Here is an 18157-nt window from a genome sequence, read left to right on the forward strand (position 1 = left end):
CCAGGACCTCATCATGCACAAAAACATCATTGCCTTTTTAGGGCTGGCACTCAGCGCCGGCATGGCGCTGGCAGAGGACGCATCGCCCCTGCCCGCCTTGAGTTACGCCGCTGCGGGCCAGCAACTGCAAGCGATACCTGCGGCGGAAAAGGACCTGCCCACCGTCACCGCTCAAACCTGGTTCAAGGTGTCGGATAAAGGCCTGCAGCTGGAAGGCCCCTCATTCGACCGTCAAGGCAACCTGTTGTTTGTGGAGGTGTTCGGCGGGCAAGTGCTGAAGGTCGATACCCAAGGCAAACTGAGTGTGGTGGTGGCAAAAAATGCACTGGGCTCAGCGGGACTCGCGGTGCACAAAGACGGCCGGCTATTTGTCGCAGGCCTGGGCAATTTCAAGGACAGCGGCAACCTCACAGCCTACGATGCGGACGGTTCCAACCCGCAAACCCTGATTGCCGCCGATAAAGGGTTTCTGGTCGACGACCTGGTGTTCGATGCCAGCGGCGGGTTCTATTTCACCGATTTCAAAGGCACATCGACCGAACCCACCGGCGGCGTTTACTACGTCAGCCCGGACTACAAAAAAATCGTGCCGATTCTGCCCAAACTGGCAATCGCCAACGGCATCGCCCTGTCGCCAGATGGCAAAACCCTGTGGGTCACTGAGTTCGCCACTGGCCTGCTGCACCGCATCGAGCTGAAAGACGCGACCACCATTGCTCCGTTTGGCGAAGCGGTGGTCTATCGCTTCAACGGGCCGTCGCCAGATTCGATGCGTGTCGATCACGATGGCAATCTCTATGTCGCGCAATACAGCCAGGGCCGGGTATTGGTGCTAAACCCGAACGGCTTGCCGATTGGGCAAATCCTGATTCCCGGCCGTGAAAACGGGCACTTCCTGCGCTCGACCAGCCTGGCGATCAAACCTGGAACCAACGAGGTGTACCTGGTCGCGAGCGATGGTGACCTCGGCCAAGGTTCAGCCATTTTCCGCGCCCGCGGATTTGCGAATGCCCTCAAGCTGTATTCTCATCAGTAGCCAATCGCGCCCTATCGAGCACTCGCTTCAGGTGCCGAACAAGCGCTGAATCACTCGCTGCAAGTGAGTGTGCATTGCCTGGCGCGCGCCCTCTGGGTCGCCCGCCACGATGGCCTTGACCACGGCGTCGTGTTCGCGATAAATCGTCTCGAAACGCTCCGCCACCGGCTGATCATTGAGTTCGCGCAACGTGCGAATACTGAACTGGATCGGCTGGATGGCGGCGGAGTAAGTGGTCAGGAAAAAACGATTGCCGGTGGCGCGGGCAATCGCCAGATGAAAAGCAATGTCCTCATCGATGGCCACCTTACCGGTCTTGATAGCTTCAGCGAACTCACGATGCCGGCGCTCGATCTCCTCGATCGCCTCGGGAATTTGCTGGCGTGCGGCCTGGCTGGCCAGCTCGCTTTCGAGCACGCAACGAAATTCGAGAAACTGCCGCACGTCCGGCAAGTTGCGCAGCGCACCGAAGCCGAAAGCCACGCTGGGTGCGTTATCCCTCACAAAATGACCCGAACCTTTGCGCGAATGAATGCGGCCTTCTGCCCGCAGCCGCGCCAACGCCTGACGCAACACGGGGCGCGAAACACTGTAGCGCTGTGCCAATTCGGTTTCGCTGGGCAGTCGCTCATCGACCCCCCATGTGCCCTGCTCCAATGTTGCGAGGAGCTGACGATAGACGTCTTCGCTCATCGATTCAGGCGGATTCTTAGCGTTTGTTTCCATGTGTTTTTCTTCAAAGCTGTAAACCAGGTTGGTTACCGCGAACGCTAACACATGGCGCAGGCAATGCAAATTTTCGGGCAGATCATGGTTGACAGGTAAAATATCGGTCGATATGTTGGCTAACAGCTTTTACAACCTGTAACTTCTATAAACCACGCTTAACCGTTCGGCTGCCACCGAGCGGAACCGCGCCATAACGACAAGAGACCCTGAGCATGAGTGTTTTAACCCCGCAAATTCGCACGGCACTGATGGCGATCAGCACCGCGACATTGGCGACAGCCCTGTACAAACGGGGTCTGCGCCAACAGTTCGTGCACAACGTACATCCCCTGCGCCCACTGACCCAAAGCATGGTCGGCGAGGCATTTACCTTGCGCTACATGCCCGCTCGTGAAGACTTGAATGGACTGGAAGCCTTCCGTGACCGCGAGCATCCACAGCGCAAGGCCATCGAAACCTGTCCGCCAGGTGCCGTGTTGGTGATTGACAGCCGTAAAGATGCGCGCGCCGCATCCGCCGGCGGCATCCTGCTGACACGCCTGATGCAGCGAGGCGCGGCCGGGGTCGTCACCGATGGCGGATTTCGCGACTCCAGCGAAATAGCCACCCTGCCAATGCCGGCGTTTCACCACTGCCCCAGCGCACCGACCAACCTGACGCTGCATCAGGCCATCGACATCAACGTGCCCATCGGTTGTGGCGATGCACCGGTGTTCCCGGGCGACGTGGTGGTGGGCGACAACGATGGCGTCATCATCATCCCGGCGCACCTGGTGGCGCAGATCACTGCCGAGGCGGTGGAGATGACCGCTTTCGAAGACTTCGTGACCGAGGAGGTTCGCGCGGGCGCCTGCATCTTCGGCTTGTACCCCGCCACCGACGCTGAGACCTCCGTACGTTTCGCCGCCTGGCGCCAGGCAAACGGTCGCTGAGTCCACGCCCACGCACCCCATCGTGTTCAGACGTCGACCCGACAACAACTATAAGAGGTCACCATGAAACTATTCGGCCGCCGCCCTCAGGGCGACAGCAGTGATCGACCTGCAACTCATGCTCGCTACTGGATATTGGCAGTGCTGTTTTTGGTCACGGCGCTTAACTACGCAGACCGCGCGACATTGTCGATTGCAGGCTCCGCGCTCTCGAAGGAACTGAGCATCGGCCCGGTTGCCCTGGGTTATCTGTTTTCGGCATTCGGCTGGTCATATGTCATCGGACAGATCCCCGCCGGTTGGCTACTTGATCGCTACGGGTCGAAGTTGATCTATGGCGTGAGCCTGTTCGGTTGGTCGGTGTTCACTTTGCTGCAGGGCAGCGTCGGCGTGTTCCATCCAGAGCATGCATTTTTTGCGCTGTTCTTCATTCGTTTCATGCTGGGTTTGCTCGAGTCTGCAGCGTTTCCCGCCAACAACCGCATCGTCGCGGCATGGTTCCCGACCTCGGAGCGCGGCACAGCCACCTCGATCTTCAACTCGGCGCAATACGCTGCGGTGGCGTTCTTTGGACCGCTGATGGGGTTGATCGCCGCCCACTTTGGCTGGCAATACATCTTTTTCTTCATGGGCGGCCTCGGCATTTTGCTGAGCCTGGTGTGGCCGAAGATGATGTACGACCCCAGCCGTCACCCTCGGGTGAGTAAAAGCGAGCTCAACTACATCAGCACCGGTGGCGCGTTGGTGGACATGGACCGCAACCTGGACCGTCGCCGCACCCACACCCGCATCGATAGAAAACAACTGTACAAACTGCTTTCGCATCGGCTGTTCCTTGCGGCATATGTGGGCCAGTACGCGATCGTGGCGCTGACCTATTTCTTTATCACCTGGTTTCCGATGTACCTGGTGCAAGAGCGCGGGATGTCGATCATCAAGGTCGGTTTCGTGGCGGCCTTACCGGCCATCTGCGGTTTTGTTGGCGGGCTGACCTGCGGCGTGCTGTCTGACACGCTGTTGCGCAAGGGCCGCACAGTGACCACCGCACGCAAAACCCCTTTTGTGTTCGGGATGCTGTTGGCAACGTCGATGGTGGCCTGCAACTACGCCACCGAGGAATGGCAGATCATTGCGATCATGGGCCTGGCGTTCTTCGGCAAAGGCCTGGCAGCCATCGGCTGGGCCGTGATCTCCGATGCAGCGCCCAAGCAAATCACCGGCCTGGCCGGCGGTGTTTTCAACGCAGTGGGCGCGGTTGCCGGCATCATCACGCCGATTGCCAGTGGCTACATCATTGCCATCACCGGCTCGTACGCCGGGGTGTTGGTGTTCGTCGCGGCACATGCCTTGATCGCGGTACTGGCTTATCTGTTCCTGATGGGGAAAATCGAGCGCCAGCAGTTGGGAGAGGGAGATGCAACGCAGGAGCGTTTGCCGGCCGAGGCCTTGAATAACCGGGCGTAACTCAATATCGGGCTGGCATTGAGCGCTGGAACTGGCATTTGCCAAGGCCCCAGGCACGGCTCGGTGCCGTGCCTGGTTCACGTTCGACGATAGGCGTGTCGAAGGCGTTCAGCGCTTACTCGCCATAGATATCGAAGTCGAAGTACTTCTTACGAAGGGTGTCGTAGGTGCCGTTGGCGCGAATCGTGGCTAATGCCTGATTGAACCGCTCAGCCAACGGGTCGCTTTTGCGCACGGCAATGCCGATACCGCTGCCGAAGTATTTTTCTTCGGTGAAATTGGGGCCGACGAACTCAAAGTCTTGCCCTTCGGGACGTTTCAACAGGCTCTCATCAATCACCACTGAACTGGCCATGGTTGCATCGAGGCGCCCGCCCAACAGGTCGAGAAACACTTCGTTCTGCGAGCCGTAGCGAATGATCTCAGCGCCGGCCGGGGCAAATTTTTCGGTGACGTAGCGATCGAAATTGGTGGCCCGTTGCACGCCGATCCGCTTGCCTTTGAGCTGAGCGGGAATGTCGGTGATGCCGCTGCCCTTCTTGAACACCAGGCGTGCCGGAATCCGGTAATAACGGTTACTGAAATCAACCGACTTCATTCGTTCCGGGGTCATGGACATCGACGAAATGATTGCATCGACTTTTTTCACTTTGAGCGCCGGAATCAAGCCGTCGAACTCTTGTTCCTGCCACACGCACTGCACTTTCATTTCAGCGCACAGGGCCTGGCCGATGTCGTAGTCAAAACCGACGATCTTGTTGTCCGGGGTTTTTGATGCAAACGGTGGGTATGCCGCCTCGATGCCCAGGCGCAGGGGTTGCTCAGCCGCCTGCACGCTGGCGCCCAACGCCAGTAAGGAAACCAACCCGACTTTCAAAAAAACGCTTTTCAGCTTCATTCATAGCTCCAGATGCGATGTTATTAAGATCGGGCGCTCCGCGATGGAAGACGTCCGTTATGGCAGCGGCAATGTGAGCGTGCGGGAGTGGCGACTCTACGGGTCACCTGCTCCATGGCTGCACGAGGCGTGAACCCGCGCAGCGGTTACAGCGAGTTCGTTCAGACGGCGGCGGTGACGATCAACTCCAGCAGGATCTGCGGGTCGTCGAACATCACTTGTGCGGTGGCACGGGCCGGTGTTTGTGCGGCATCGACCCAAGCGCTCCAGGTTTCATTCATGCCGGCGAAATCGGCGCTCATGTCTTTCATCCAGATCTGCACGCTAAGCAGTCGGCTCTTGTCGCTGCCGGACGCAGCCAACAACTCATCGACCCGTTGCAATACCTGGCGCGTCTGCCCGCGAATGTCCTGGTTGCAATCGGCAGCGACGATCCCGCTTAGCCAGGCCACGCCGTTATGCACCACGCTGCGGCTCAGACGTGGGTTGCTTTCGATGCGTTGAATGGTGCTCATAAATGCTCCTGGGTGTGGGGTGTCTCGGTGGACAATTGGGCCAGCGTGATAGGTTTGAGCGGCGACCGGATGCGGTAGTAACCGACCTCAGCCGGTGAGACCTGACGCTGTTCGGCGATGATTTCGGTGACACTTAAACCGCACAGGCGGCCCTGACAAGGGCCCATGCCACAACGGCCGAAAGCCTTGGTCTGATTGGGTCCGAGGCAACCGAGCGCCACGTGATCGCGGATCGCGCCGGCGCTGACTTCTTCGCAACGGCAGACAATGACCTCGTCGGCGGGCACGCGGTTTTGCAGCAGTGGCCGGTACAACGCATCGATCAATGGCCGCGCCGCACGTTGGCGACGCAGGGCTTTTCGATAGGGCTCGGCCAGTCGCGGCAGTTGCTGCGCATCGAGGGCTGCGCACTTCGCGGCAATCGCCAGGCCCGCCAGACGCCCTTCCAGACGCGCGACCTGAGCGCCGCCGATAGCACCGCCATCACCGGCGATAAAAATCCCCGGCAGGCTGGTTTCACCCCACGTGTCGCGGCGTGCGACCCAGCACAATTGTTGTTCGCACCAATCGTGTTCAAGGCGTAACGACCTACTGATTTGAGTATTGGGCACCACGCCTTGGTGCAGCAGAATCAATGCGGCGCGAATGCTGAAATGCTGGCCGCCACTGTCGAAATTGAGAGCGCTGGCGCAGGTCTCTCCTTCAATGCGCAGATCACGGGCATTGCGATAATGGCGGACCCCGGCGCGTTTCAATTCGGCGAGCAATTGCAAGCCCTTGAGCAAGTCGCGCCAGCCGCGTAAAGCACCGGGAACCTGGCGCCAGGCACGCAGCACGTCGCCCTGGCCACTGGTGTCGACCAGCGCTTGGATAGCAATGCCGGCGCGCAGGTATTGCACGGCAAGCAAGTACAACAGCGGGCCGCAGCCCGCCAGCACCACCGGCCCTGCTGGCACCAGCGCCGCACTTTTCAGCAAAATCTGCCCCGCTCCGGCCGTCATCACGCCGGGCAAGGTCCAACCACGAATCGGCATCGGACGTTCGAATGCACCGGTGGCGATCAGCATATGACGCCCCTGAAGGACCTCGGCACGGCCATCAACCAGGTAATGCACGTGACGTTGCGGCGTCACTTGCCAGATCGACGCATTGGCCAGGTAATGCGCTCCACACGCGAGAAATGCAGCAGCAAGTTCGGCGCCCGCCTGATAGTCAGGGCCCAACACCGTGCGACTACGCGCATCGGCCTGCACGATGTTGCGATAAATTTGTCCGCCGGGAGTGCCCTGTTCATCCAGCACCACCACGGTGAGCCCGTGTCGAGTGGCTTCAAGTGCCGCACTCATTCCCGCAGGGCCGGCGCCGATCACCACCAGGTCAAACACGTGATTATTCATGCGTGTCTTCCTCGATACCGTGTAGAAGATCCCGAGCACCGCACTGCCTGAAAACGCGCATGCCCGCGCTGACCTGCAGCAAGCACGCCTGACAATTGGCTTGGCCGTCGACTTCGACCAGGCATTCAAAGCACACGCCCATCATGCAATACGGCGCACCGGGTCTGCCGCTGATAGCACTTTCACGGGTATGCGTGACGCCACTTTGCAACAATGCCGCAGCCAGTGAGATGCCGGCAGGCACGTTGAGTGGCGCGCCTTCGAATTGAATTTGTACGGTGTTTTGCGCGGGGCCCAAGGCCCGAAACAAGCTGTCAGCCGGCATGCTTCACCTCCGGTTTGAGACTGAAACGCTGCAGACTGAAGGGCCTGACAGCAGGATCGTCGAACTCACCACCAATCCATGGCGCCAAGCGCAGTGCGTGGATTGCCGCCAGCGTCACACCGCTGTGGCAACTGACCACAAACGCTCCAGGGCAACGCTGCGACGCTTCGTAAATGGGGAAACCGTCGGCACTCATCACCCGCAATGCACCCCACGCTCGAACCATTCGCACCTGTGCCAACTGCGGAAAACACTGCACCGCGCGACGTGCGATGCTCGCCATCACTTCACTGCCGGTACCGTCGTCCAAACCGACAGACTCGTGGGAGTCGCCTAATTGCACCGTGCCTTCGTCGGTCTGACGCACGTAAGTGGTGGGGTAATGCAGAAAGGGTTTAAGGCGCTCGGTGACCAGAATCTGCCCGCGATTGGGGCTCACCGGTACGTCCAGACCCAACGCAGCGCCCAACGCGCGATTGCCTAGCCCCGCCGCCAATACCAGTTGATCGGCCTGCCAGCATTGGTCAGCGGCCCGCAACTCGAAACCCGAACCTCGCTGGTCGATGGCGCTTACACGGTGCCCGTTGATGATTTTGACGCCGCGCTTCCTGCAGGCAGCGTACAGCGCTCGCAGCAATTTCAGCGGATTGACGTGGCCGTCCATAGGCGAGTAGCAGCCACCGACAACGTCCGGCCCCACACCCGGCAAACGGCTGCGCAGTTGCGCCGGATCCAGCAGCTCGAATGGGTAATCACCGTTCAGCGCATCGCGAAGCCAGAGCAGGCGACGACTTTCTTCGGCCATTTCTTCATCGCTCAAACACAGCTGAAAACCGCCGGGCTGGCGCAGATGGATATCGATGCCGGTGTCGGCATGTAGCGCTGCGGCAAACCTTGGCCACAGCGCCACCGAGTCGCGCGTCCACTGCGCATACGGGCTCATCCCGTAACCCTTGCCTTGCACCCACAACAAACCGAAGTTGCCACGCGCCGCCCGAATCGCGTCATCGCCCTCATCCAGGACGCTGACCTGGCGACCGAGCATGGCCAGCCCATAGGCAATGGACAAGCCCACCAAACCGCCGCCAACGACAACCACATCAGTTTTTTGCATGAGTACTAAAATCGCTCTATTGACGTTGAATAAACACCTTCAACGCAGGGTTCTGGCCTTTAAAAACTCGATAGAGAAGATCCTAGACAGCTGACAGCGCATTGAAAAATGCTTTATTTTGGCAAGCCCATGTCTTTTGGTTATGGGCTATTTATAGGGAATCGCCATGAACCTTCGTCAGTTGGAAGCGTTTCGCGCCGTCATTCTGGGCCAAACGGTAACCCGCGCCGCCGAGATGCTGCACATCTCGCAGCCTGCAGCGACGCGCCTGATTGCCAGCCTTGAGGAAGACATCGGTTTCAGTTTGTTCAACCGCATCAAAGGTCGCCTGCAGCCCACCGCCGAAGCGATGACGCTGTATCAGGAAGTGCAGCGCTCACTGATTGGCGTCGACCGTATTGCCCGCACCGCACAGGACATCCTCAGCCTCAAACGCGGCTCGCTGCACATCGCCTGCGCGCCGGCCATGGGCTTGTCGTTCCTGCCGCGCGCCATCGCGGCGTTCATGGCCGAGCATGGTCAGGTGCAAATTTCGCTGATGGTGCTGTCATCGCGTGAAGTGGTAGACCTGGTGGTGGGTCAGCGGTGCGACCTGGGCATCATCGTGTTGCCCAATACCTACCCGAGCCCGCGTGCCGAAAAACTGCTGGCGACGCGGATGCTCTGCGCCCTGCCCGCCGGCCATCGCCTGCAGGACAAAACCACAATCAGGCCAGAAGACCTGCAAGGCGAGGCGTTTATTTCCTATCCGCAATCGATCGGTTCGCGCCAACACATCGATTCGATATTTGCCGCACACGGCGTCGAACGTGAGCTGCGCCTGGAAACCCAATTGTCGCTACCGATGTGTGCCTTCGTCGAACAAGGCCTGGGCGTCGCGCTGGTCGACGCCATCAGTGCCGTGGAATATCGCGGTAGCGGCATCGAGTTCAGGGCATTTGAACCGGCGATAGAAATGGACTTCAACATGCTGCTGCCGATTCAAGGCTCCGCGTCAAAGCTGCACATCAGCTTTCTGGAGCATATGCAGCGTTTTATCGCGCGTGAGGTGCCTGAGGAGTATCGGTTTTAGAGTGATGTAAAAAATAATGGTAGCCTGAGACTGCGTCGCAAAAAAACCAATTGTTAAGCGAACGAACCATATGAAAAACAAAAGCGAATTAAGAAAGGCTTACGCTTTCTCCATCAAAGGACCCATGGCGAAGATTACTCTGCTAATGTCGGTCGTGTCGTTGGTACGGTTTTCAATTGATGTATTCAGTCTTCCCATGACCCAACTAATCAACAATATAATTAAAACGTACAAAGTCGTCTTCCATACGTGCTTCGATTTGATTTTTGCTTGGGTACCCTTCTCTATACCCGATGCAGCCAAAGACCTCCTAATTTTCTATTTCCTTTTTGGTTTTATATATCAGAAAATAATTTTCAATAAGTTGTATTTCGACTACAAACACCCTTGGATCATCCTGCACAACTATAACAACAGTAAAATAAAATACTTTGCGAAGTCGTTTTTACTAGCAATCAAGGCTGTATTTTTATGGCCTATTGAATTACCCACATTACTTCACAAACCTTACCTGATTGTTTTCTACGGGGCTCATGGACCTTCAGCCTTGTCGTTTACACATCAAAAACCAGACCTGACTAGTTTCCGTGGAATGTATTACGGGGACGGCAGAATCATGATGCTGTTTCGGTTAGCTTCCATACTCTTGGGTGCAGCAGGTATTTTAGTGCTCAACTATGCCTTCAGCATTTAAAGGACACTAAATCGGCGAAGCCCGTAGACGCAAAAATGGTCCTTGTCTTCAGCTATGAATGGGCAGCGCCAAGCCAAACAGCACAAAAAATCCACCGCAGACTTTATTGAACCGGCGCCCGGTTCGGGCCAGCCAGGGCCTGACCCGGTGCGCGGCGCTGGCGACCATGTATTCAACGACAAACTCCACCACGGCGTAAGTCAGCGCGATGGCGATGGTCTGCGCAACGATGCTCCTGTGCGGGTCCAGGAAAGGTGGAATAAACGCGGTGAACAGCAGCAGCGCTTTGGGGTTGGAAATGGCCGATACCAGCCCTTGGCGGAACAGCGACCACTGTCGAAAATTTGTGCTGCCAGGCGTATCGAGCGTGACGGGTGGAGACCGCCACAACCCGAAGCCCAACCAGATCAGGTACAGCCCGCCAACGACTTTCAGCACGGTGAACCAGGTGGCCGATGCCTGAATCAGTGCCCCCAATCCCAAGGCGCAAAGCGACAGCACGATTGCAAAGCCAAGCACGCCGCCGGAGATAGTGAACAGCGTTTTACGACTGCCGTGAATGGCGCCATGGGTCAGCGCCAATAACGCATTGGGCCCTGGCACCACGGCTATGCCGCAGCAGGTCAACAGATAGAGCAACCAGGTCTCAAAGGGCATGATCAGATCCAGATGTATTGATTCAGGCCAGTATCTTGCGTATTAACAAAGGTCATGAAAAGCGCATAATTCACGTCTTAGCCATTCGATTAGCGAATAGAGGTAAACCCCCATGCCAGCGAGCGATTTGCAGATCGATTGGCTCAAGTGCTTCGTGGCCGTGGTGGATGCAGGTTCGCTGTCTGGCGCCGCCCACGAGGTCAACCGGTCGCAGTCCGCCGTCAGCATGCAGATGAAAAAACTGGAGGCCGCATTGGGTCGGCAGTTATTGAGCCGTGGCCCGAGGCACCTTCATCTGACCGCTGATGGCCAGACCCTGCTGAGCTACGCCCGGCGCATGCTTGCACTTCATGCTGAAACCCAAGCGGCTTTTCACGGTGAAGAGCTAACCGGACGCATCCGTCTCGGCGTGGCAGAGGACTACGCGGCAAAGTACCTCACGCCTCTTTTAAAGCGTTACTCGCCACGCTACGCAGGCGTGGACATTGAGCTGGACTGTGAACAGTCGACCGCGCTGATCCCGCGTGTACGTAGCGGCGACCTTGATCTGGCGCTGGTGTCCAGAGACTCGCCCCAAAGCGGTACATTTCTCTTCAAAGAACCCATGGTATGGGTGGGCTCGCCCCAGTTCGAATTGTGGCGGCGAGACCCGATACCTATCGCGGTTTACGAAAGTGCGAGCCTGGCACGGCGCAACGCAGTGAACTCGCTGAGCCTGCAGGGACGGCAGTTCAAAGTGGTCTACAACAGCTCCAGCCTCGCCGGCCAGATGGCCGCAGTCGAAGGCGGACTCGCCATTGCCGCGATCACCCAGTGCACTGTGCAGCCATCGCTTCAGGTCTTGAGTAGCGAGCACGGCTTGGGAAGCATTGAGCCCATGGAGGTTTCAATCCTGCGCAGCCGTGCTTCTCGCGGGTCAAAAGCGGTGAACAGCCTTCATGCGTTCATCATCAGCGCGCTAAGACTTCAGCCGTAGTCAACGTTGCCTGGGCAATCACAGCGCCGCTACTGCGTCATAAGCCAAACGGGCAACGCCGGGGAGGACTTCAGTGCCTTCGGACATCGCTTGTCCTTGGGTAAATACCGAAAGGGTAAACGCCTGGCACATGCCGCTATGCCCCTCGGGTAACTCGATATAACCCAGGTCATGGCGCCGGTAACTGGCCAGTGGGTCGCCGGTCCAACCGGTCCAGCCAGCCTTCGAATGAAGCCTGGCTTGCGCGGGCAATCCAGCGCCGAAATAACCATTGATTTGCGCCGCAGGCTGCGCGGCGAACTCGGCGGTTAGAGGTCGATGGAAGCGTGCAACCATGTCCCGGCAACGCTCGGGGGCGGCAATCGTGCCATTGAACAACTCGAACATCAGCCGTGCCGCCGCGTTACTGCTCAAACGGTTATGGTTGTTCCCGCCAAAGGTCACAAAGGCTTTTTCACGCCCATAACGCTCATCGTCCATCAGCTTCTGGCAAAGATTTATATCCAGTAACTCTGGCCACCCCAAGGATATGAAGTAGCGATTAACCGCTTGCCGGCGATGGGCCCAAGCCATGAACGCTTCAGCAGACAGCAACGTATCGCCGGTAGTCTCGGTGATCAAATCGATGACGTAATTAGTCGCGGTATTGCTCGACCAGATGATCATGTCGCGCATCGCCCGCTCCAGATCTTCATGGGGCTGTACCTGACCATTGGCAATACAGGCATCCATTGCCACCAGGTAAAACGCCTTGACCACGCTGCACGGATAGAACTTCTGGTCGCCACGGTAGGCAAACCCCTCCGGACGACTGGGTTTCCCCTGCTGGGTGAGACGCTGGGGATGCAGCAACAGGGTCACCCCCAAACCGTCGTCACTCAGCCCGATAGCGCGATAGTTCGCCAACGCTTTTTCAACAAGTTGTTCCCCCAGCGCCTGGCTGCGGGTGGTGGTGTCAAAGAACATAGCGTGACGTCTCCTGATTCAGGTTTTCGGGCGTCGGTTCATACGGGTGCAGGCAACGCACCCGATGCTCGGCGGAGTATTGGGTAAGCGTCGGGATCGCTTCGCGGCAAGCGGCAGTCACCCGCGGGCAACGGCTGGAAAAAGCGCAACCTGGCGGCGGGTTGTGCGGGTCGGGCAACTCCCCCTCCAGACCCGGCGCGAGGTTGCGCTGCTCTGGATCCGGCAGCGGGATCGCTGACAGCAGCGCACGGCTGTAGGGATGCATGGGCTGATCAAACAAAGTATCCGCGCCCGCCAGTTCCATCATCTGCCCCAAATACATCACCCCGATGCGTTGGCTGATGTGCCGCACCACGTTCAGGTCATGGGCGATAAACAAAAATGCGACGCCCATGGTTTCTCGAATTTCTTCGAACAGATTGATGATTTGCGCCTGCACTGACGCATCCAGCGCCGAGACTGGCTCATCTGCGACGATCAATTGCGGGCCAACCGCCAAGGCGCGGGCGATCGAAATACGCTGGCGCTGGCCGCCACTGAAGGCGTGTGGCAAGCGATCCTTGAGCCTGGGTGGCAACCCCACCGTCAGCAACAAATCGTCAATGCGCTCATCGCGCTCCGACTTGTTTGCCCCGATGCCATGCACCTTCAACGTTTCATCCAAGGTCTGGGCCAGGGTCATGCGTGGGTTCAGTGACGAGTACGGGTCCTGGAAAATCATCTGGATCTTGCGACTGATCTCGAAGCGGTTGCCCAATTCGTTGATCGGCCGGCCGCGCCACAGAATTTCCCCGCTACTGGGAGGATGCAACCCCACCAAACAGCGACCCAGCGTGCTTTTACCGCAACCGGACTCACCGACCACGCCGAGTGTTTCTCCTTCGCCAATGCTGAACGACACATCATGTACCGCCTGCAGGCTTCGCCCGGGTGTGCGCGTCAGCAGATCAACCAGGCTTCGCGGTGTGTCGAAGCGTTTATGCAAGTGCCTGACTTCAAGCAACGGCGGCTCAATTGGCTTCACCATCCCAGTTTCTCCTGATGCACGCAGGCACTCTGGTGGTCCGCTCCGACCTCACGCAGCAAGGGCTCGCCTTGCGCACACAACGCCGTGGCGAACTCGCAGCGTGGGCGAAAACGGCACCCTTGTTGCGGTTCCGCCAGGTTGGGGGGCGCGCCGGCAATCGGCTTGAGCTTGCTGCGCTTACCGACGTGGCTTGGCAGCGCTTGCAACAAGGCCCGGGTGTAAGGGTGCATGGGACGTTTGAACAAGGCGCGGGTACTGCCGATTTCGACGATCTTGCCGGCGTACATCACCGCCATCCGGTCACAGGTTTGCGCCACGACACCGAGGTCATGGGTAACCAGCAACACGCCCATGCCGGTTTCATCACGCAGACGCAGCAGCAACTTGAGGATTTGATCCTGAATGGTGACGTCCAACGCTGTGGTGGGCTCATCGGCAATCAGCAAACGCGGGCGGCACGCCAAGGCAATGGCAATCAATACTCGCTGGCGCATACCACCGCTGAACTCATGAGGCCAGGCATGCAGGCGCTGTTCTGGTGAGGTCACGCCGACCAGACGCAATAAATCAATACAGGCTTCACGCAGTTGCGCGCGATTCAGCGTGCGATGTCGACGCAAGCTTTCGGCGATCTGATCGCCGATACGCATGGTCGGATTGAGAGCGGTCATTGGGTCTTGAAAAATCATCGCCAGTTTCTCGCCCCGTACCGCCATCATTTCACGATTGTCGAGGCTGGCCAGGTCCTGGCCTTCCAGCAAAATCTGGCCGCTGGCAATCTCGACTTCGGCGCCACCAAACAGGCGAATGACCGAACGGCACGTGGTGCTTTTGCCGCAACCAGACTCACCCACCAGCCCGAAAATCTCCCCAGACTGAATCTCGAAGCTGACTTGATCGACCGCCGTGACCCGCTGCTGGAATCCCGGAAAGCAGGTGCGCAGTTCTTTGACCTGCAACAGAGGCGCTAGGGATTGATTCATGCTTTTGGCCTCAGAAAGTTATCCAGTCCGTCGCCGAGCAGCGCGAAGCTGATGCCGACATAAACAATGGCCAGTCCTGGAAACAACGAAATCCACCAGCCATCGAGAATGAAATTGCGCCCCTCGGATATCATCACGCCCCACTCCGGGGTGGGCGGTTGAATGCCCAGGCCAAGAAAGCCCAGTGAGGTGACGGCGAGAATGGTCAGCACCACGTCCGCCATCATGAACACAATGGCAGGAGTGATCACATTCGGCAGCACATGCCGCAGGACAATCCGCAAGTGGCTGTAGCCCAATACCTGCGCCGCCTGAACGTATTCCGCGCGCTTCACCAGCAACACTTCGCCGCGCACGATGCGCGCAAAGGAAATCCACACCACCACGGTGAAAGCGATGTACATATTGCCCACGCTTGGCCCGAGCGAGCCGACGATGGCGATGACCAGCACGTAAAACGGGAAAGCCCAGAGGATATCGACCAGACGCATCAGTAGCGTGTCGACCCAGCCACCCAGGTAACCGGACACCAGCCCCACGGTTGTGCCAATCAGAAACGGCAGAATCACGCAGATACTGGCGATCTGCAGATCGATGGAGATGGCGTGCACAACCCGCGAAAACACATCGCGACCGAGGTCATCGGTGCCAAACCAATGCTCGGCACCGGGCGGCATCAACGCGAGGGTGAAATCCACTTCCAAGGGATCGTTGTGCAATAAAAGCGGCCCGAGAAAACCAGCCAGCAGCAACAATGCAATCAGCAACAGGCCCGCTTGCAGCGCATGGTTATGGCGCAAGCGTTGCCGTGTTTCAGCACTCAAGAATTGGCTCATGACAGTTTTACTCGTGGGTCGGCAATGACGTACGCCAGGTCCGTCAGCAAGTTGATCAGTACGACCAATACGGCGAAGGTGACGGTCAGACCTTGCACCATCGGGTAGTCACGAGCGCTGATGGATGAAACCAGTAAGTTGCCCAGCCCCGGAATCGAAAAGACCGATTCGATGACCACCGTGCCACCGATCACCCAACTGGTGTGCACCCCCAGAACCGAGATGGTGGAGAGCAATGAGTTACGCAACACGTGTCGCAACAGCAATGCGCTCTGACCGATGCCTTTGGCGCGCGCAGTGTCGATAAACTCGGCGGACAGCACACCGATGATCGAACTGCGCATAGAACGAATCGTCAGCGCGGCAGTACCTAGCGCAACCACAAACGCCGGCAAAAACAGGTGATGCAAACGCTCCAGAAAAGTGTCGCCATAACCGGAAACCGGGAAGATTGGCCAGTAGATACTGAACGCCAGCACCAGCAGCACACCGATCCAGAATGCGGGCATCGACATTGCCATGACGAACAGCACCTTAATCAGATGATCGAAGAAGCCGTTACGACGCAATGCACTGAGGAATGCCAGCGGCACCGTCATCAACAGCGCCAGCACGGTGCTGAAACCGACCAGCGCCAACGTTGCCCACAGACGCTCCCAGATCAGCGGACCGACTGCCGTTTTATAGGCAATGGAGCGGCCGAAGCTACCCTGCAGGCAGTCACCCAGAAAATGCAGATACTGCAGCCACAATGGCTGGTCGAGACCCAACTGAGTCGTCAGCTTTGCGATCTCTTCAGCGCTGCCACGGTTACCCAGAATCAGCGTTGCCGGATCGCCAGGCATCACTCGTAATAACAAAAATGCGATCAACGTGATGCCCAGTAATACGGGGATCAACTGCAATAATCGTGAAAGGCAAAAACGTAATATCTGCACCTCGAACCTCACATCTGTCAGCTATAACCACGTTGCCAGAAACGACACAAGCGCCAAGCGGCGGCGCTTGTGGTCCACCCGGTTACTTGACGCTCACATCCTCGAGGCGATAGTTGGACGTTGGCAGAACCTCAAAGCCTTCTACGTTCTTCCTGGCTGCGTAAGGTGCTTTTTGGTGGTAGAGGAAAATGAACGGCGCGCCATCATGTACCCGCGCTTCGATCTCCTTGAACTGCTTGCCACGTTCTTCACCGTCGGGTGTATTGCGTTCCAGCTCGTACAGTTCATTCACCCGTGCGTCCTTCCAGCGCGTGTGCATGGCATCTGCCCTTTCCGGGTTGACCGAGGTGAAGCCCACCAGTTGGTCCGGGTCGATGGTGTCACTGGTGGTAAAGCTGAGTGCCATCTCGTAATTACCGGATTTGGTGGTACTGAACTGCGAACTGCTTTCAATCAATTGCAGCTCCACATCAACCCCGATTTTCTTCAGCGAATTTTGAATCACACTGGCCACCTGGCGGTGTGTGGCATCACCGGAAGCCACCAGCATTTTGGTTTTGAAACCACCCGCCAATCCAGCTTCGGCCAGCAGCGCCTTGGCTTTTTCAGGATCGTAGGGATAGGCACTGATGTCAGTATTGTTGTAAGCCATCACCGGCAGCGGCGACGTCGCGACGCTGCCATTGCCACGCAATACGCCTTTGATCAGCCCATTTTTGTCGACCGCATAGTTCAGTGCCTGGCGCACGCGCACATCGTCAAAAGGTTTGACCTGGGTGTTAAGCTGGATCAATTCGGTACGCAGGACATCGGCTAGACCGACTTTGAGGTTGGGGTCGCGCTTGAGCTGATCAATCTGGTTGAACGGCACGCCTACGATTGCATCCAGTTCACCGGCCTGCAATCTCAGCGCGCGGGCGTTGTCATCGGCGACGATGTTTATAACGGCACTGTCCACCTGTGGTTTTTGCGGGTTCCAGTAACCGGGGTTTTTATTCAGCGTCATCTTCTCGCCCCGGCGCCATTCGCTGACCACGAATGGGCCGCTGCCAACCGGTTTGTCAAAGAAAGCATCGCCCTGCGCTTCCAATGCTTTGCGCGGCAAAATCGAGGCGCTCCACATGGCCAGGTTGCTCAGCATTGGAGTGAATGGCTTGTCCAGAGAGAAGTTGACCGTGTGCTCGTCGACAATGCTAAAGCGAGTGATCGGCCGAAAGAAACGTCCCCAGTCAGAGGTCTCGCTGGCGGCGCGTTTGAGGGAATACACCACGTCTTCAGCCGTTACCGGCTCGCCATTCGAGAACTTGGCATTGGGACGTAAATGGAAAGTGTATTCCTTGCCGTCGGCTGATATTTCCCATTTCTCGGCGAGCCCGGGTTCAACGCTTTTGCCGTCCTTGCCGGTGCGCACCAACTGATCGAAGATCAGCAGTTCGGTCCACAACGCTGCGTTGTCATTGGTGTGAATCGGGTCAAGCGTCAGCGCATCGGCCGCAATCCCCAATCGCAGCGTAGACGCCAGCGCATAGGAATCAGGAAGCAAAAGTGCACTTGCGCCGGCCAATAGTACTGCGCAGGCCAGTCGTGTTTTCCCACTT

The 18157-nt window shown here is 57.9% G+C and carries 19 protein-coding genes; 6 read left to right on the forward strand and 13 right to left on the reverse strand.

Features of this window, described 5'->3' with window-relative positions:
• Positions 1–13: 13 nt before the first annotated feature.
• The gene (locus tag ACQR3R_RS11120) at positions 14–1036 is read left to right on the forward strand and encodes an SMP-30/gluconolactonase/LRE family protein (protein ID WP_428272191.1); all 1023 of its coding nucleotides are present in this window, start codon (positions 14–16) and stop codon (positions 1034–1036) included.
• 27 nt (positions 1037–1063) lie between these two features.
• Here ACQR3R_RS11120 and ACQR3R_RS11125 read toward each other — a convergent pair whose 3' ends face one another.
• Positions 1064–1762 carry an FCD domain-containing protein gene (locus tag ACQR3R_RS11125; RefSeq protein ID WP_428272192.1) on the reverse strand — a complete coding sequence of 233 codons (699 nt, stop codon included), beginning with the start codon at positions 1760–1762 and terminating at the stop codon, positions 1064–1066.
• A 215-nt stretch (positions 1763–1977) separates the two neighbouring features.
• Between ACQR3R_RS11125 and ACQR3R_RS11130 the strand changes: the two genes are divergently transcribed.
• On the forward strand, positions 1978–2697 hold the full coding sequence (locus ACQR3R_RS11130; RefSeq protein ID WP_428272194.1) for an RraA family protein: 720 nt from the start codon (positions 1978–1980) through the stop codon (positions 2695–2697).
• Positions 2698–2760: 63 nt separating this feature from the next.
• Positions 2761–4161 carry a D-galactonate transporter gene (locus ACQR3R_RS11135; protein WP_428272195.1) on the forward strand — a complete coding sequence of 467 codons (1401 nt, stop codon included), beginning with the start codon at positions 2761–2763 and terminating at the stop codon, positions 4159–4161.
• Positions 4162–4276: 115 nt separating this feature from the next.
• Here the strand turns inward: ACQR3R_RS11135 and ACQR3R_RS11140 are convergent, their stop codons facing one another.
• From ACQR3R_RS11140 to ACQR3R_RS11160, 5 genes are all read right to left on the reverse strand, one after another.
• Positions 4277–5059, reverse strand: coding sequence for a lysine/arginine/ornithine ABC transporter substrate-binding protein (locus ACQR3R_RS11140; RefSeq protein WP_428272196.1), 783 nt, complete (start codon positions 5057–5059; stop codon positions 4277–4279).
• 161 nt (positions 5060–5220) lie between these two features.
• The gene (locus ACQR3R_RS11145) at positions 5221–5574 is read right to left on the reverse strand and encodes a Rid family hydrolase (protein ID WP_428272198.1); all 354 of its coding nucleotides are present in this window, start codon (positions 5572–5574) and stop codon (positions 5221–5223) included.
• Entirely contained in the window at positions 5571–6971 is a 1401-nt protein-coding gene (locus ACQR3R_RS11150) for an FAD-dependent oxidoreductase (protein WP_428272199.1), read from the reverse strand. Before ACQR3R_RS11150 ends, ACQR3R_RS11145 begins: the two co-directional genes overlap by 4 nt.
• Entirely contained in the window at positions 6964–7296 is a 333-nt protein-coding gene (locus ACQR3R_RS11155; protein WP_428272200.1) for a 2Fe-2S iron-sulfur cluster-binding protein, read from the reverse strand. Before ACQR3R_RS11155 ends, ACQR3R_RS11150 begins: the two co-directional genes overlap by 8 nt.
• Positions 7286–8410 carry an FAD-dependent oxidoreductase gene (locus tag ACQR3R_RS11160; protein ID WP_428272201.1) on the reverse strand — a complete coding sequence of 375 codons (1125 nt, stop codon included), beginning with the start codon at positions 8408–8410 and terminating at the stop codon, positions 7286–7288. Before ACQR3R_RS11160 ends, ACQR3R_RS11155 begins: the two co-directional genes overlap by 11 nt.
• Positions 8411–8576: 166 nt before the next feature.
• On the opposite strand from ACQR3R_RS11160, the gene ACQR3R_RS11165 reads away from it, so the two are divergent.
• Positions 8577–9482, forward strand: a complete 906-nt coding sequence (locus tag ACQR3R_RS11165; protein WP_428272202.1) for a LysR substrate-binding domain-containing protein — start codon at positions 8577–8579, stop codon at positions 9480–9482.
• Between the two features lie 70 nt (positions 9483–9552).
• Positions 9553–10176, forward strand: coding sequence for a hypothetical protein (locus ACQR3R_RS11170; RefSeq protein ID WP_428272203.1), 624 nt, complete (start codon positions 9553–9555; stop codon positions 10174–10176).
• Between the two features lie 48 nt (positions 10177–10224).
• On the opposite strand, the gene ACQR3R_RS11175 is transcribed toward ACQR3R_RS11170, so the two are convergent.
• Positions 10225–10833 carry a LysE family transporter gene (locus ACQR3R_RS11175; RefSeq protein ID WP_428272204.1) on the reverse strand — a complete coding sequence of 203 codons (609 nt, stop codon included), beginning with the start codon at positions 10831–10833 and terminating at the stop codon, positions 10225–10227.
• Between the two features lie 112 nt (positions 10834–10945).
• Here ACQR3R_RS11175 and ACQR3R_RS11180 point away from each other — a divergent pair, with 112 nt between their 5' ends.
• Positions 10946–11809, forward strand: a complete 864-nt coding sequence (locus ACQR3R_RS11180) for a LysR substrate-binding domain-containing protein (RefSeq protein WP_428272205.1) — start codon at positions 10946–10948, stop codon at positions 11807–11809.
• An 18-nt stretch (positions 11810–11827) separates the two neighbouring features.
• Here ACQR3R_RS11180 and ACQR3R_RS11185 read toward each other — a convergent pair whose 3' ends face one another.
• From ACQR3R_RS11185 to ACQR3R_RS11210, 6 genes are all read right to left on the reverse strand, one after another.
• On the reverse strand, positions 11828–12775 hold the full coding sequence (locus ACQR3R_RS11185) for a serine hydrolase (RefSeq protein WP_428272206.1): 948 nt from the start codon (positions 12773–12775) through the stop codon (positions 11828–11830).
• Complete coding sequence (locus ACQR3R_RS11190; protein WP_428272207.1) at positions 12765–13802, reverse strand: oligopeptide/dipeptide ABC transporter ATP-binding protein; 1038 nt, start codon at positions 13800–13802, stop codon at positions 12765–12767. Before ACQR3R_RS11190 ends, ACQR3R_RS11185 begins: the two co-directional genes overlap by 11 nt.
• Positions 13796–14785, reverse strand: coding sequence for an oligopeptide/dipeptide ABC transporter ATP-binding protein (locus ACQR3R_RS11195; protein WP_428272208.1), 990 nt, complete (start codon positions 14783–14785; stop codon positions 13796–13798). The genes ACQR3R_RS11190 and ACQR3R_RS11195 overlap by 7 nt, the downstream gene beginning before the upstream one ends.
• Positions 14782–15621, reverse strand: coding sequence for an ABC transporter permease subunit (locus ACQR3R_RS11200; RefSeq protein ID WP_428272209.1), 840 nt, complete (start codon positions 15619–15621; stop codon positions 14782–14784). The genes ACQR3R_RS11195 and ACQR3R_RS11200 overlap by 4 nt, the downstream gene beginning before the upstream one ends.
• A complete protein-coding gene (locus ACQR3R_RS11205) occupies positions 15618–16571 on the reverse strand; it encodes an ABC transporter permease subunit (protein WP_428272210.1) in 954 nt (317 codons plus the stop codon). The genes ACQR3R_RS11200 and ACQR3R_RS11205 overlap by 4 nt, the downstream gene beginning before the upstream one ends.
• 70 nt (positions 16572–16641) lie before the next feature.
• The gene (locus ACQR3R_RS11210) at positions 16642–18102 is read right to left on the reverse strand and encodes an ABC transporter substrate-binding protein (protein WP_428272211.1); all 1461 of its coding nucleotides are present in this window, start codon (positions 18100–18102) and stop codon (positions 16642–16644) included.
• Positions 18103–18157 lie beyond the last annotated feature (55 nt).

This window comes from Gordonia sp. IEGM753 (genome assembly GCF_050321825.1).
In the GTDB taxonomy this organism is placed as follows: Bacteria; Pseudomonadota; Gammaproteobacteria; order Pseudomonadales; family Pseudomonadaceae; genus Aquipseudomonas.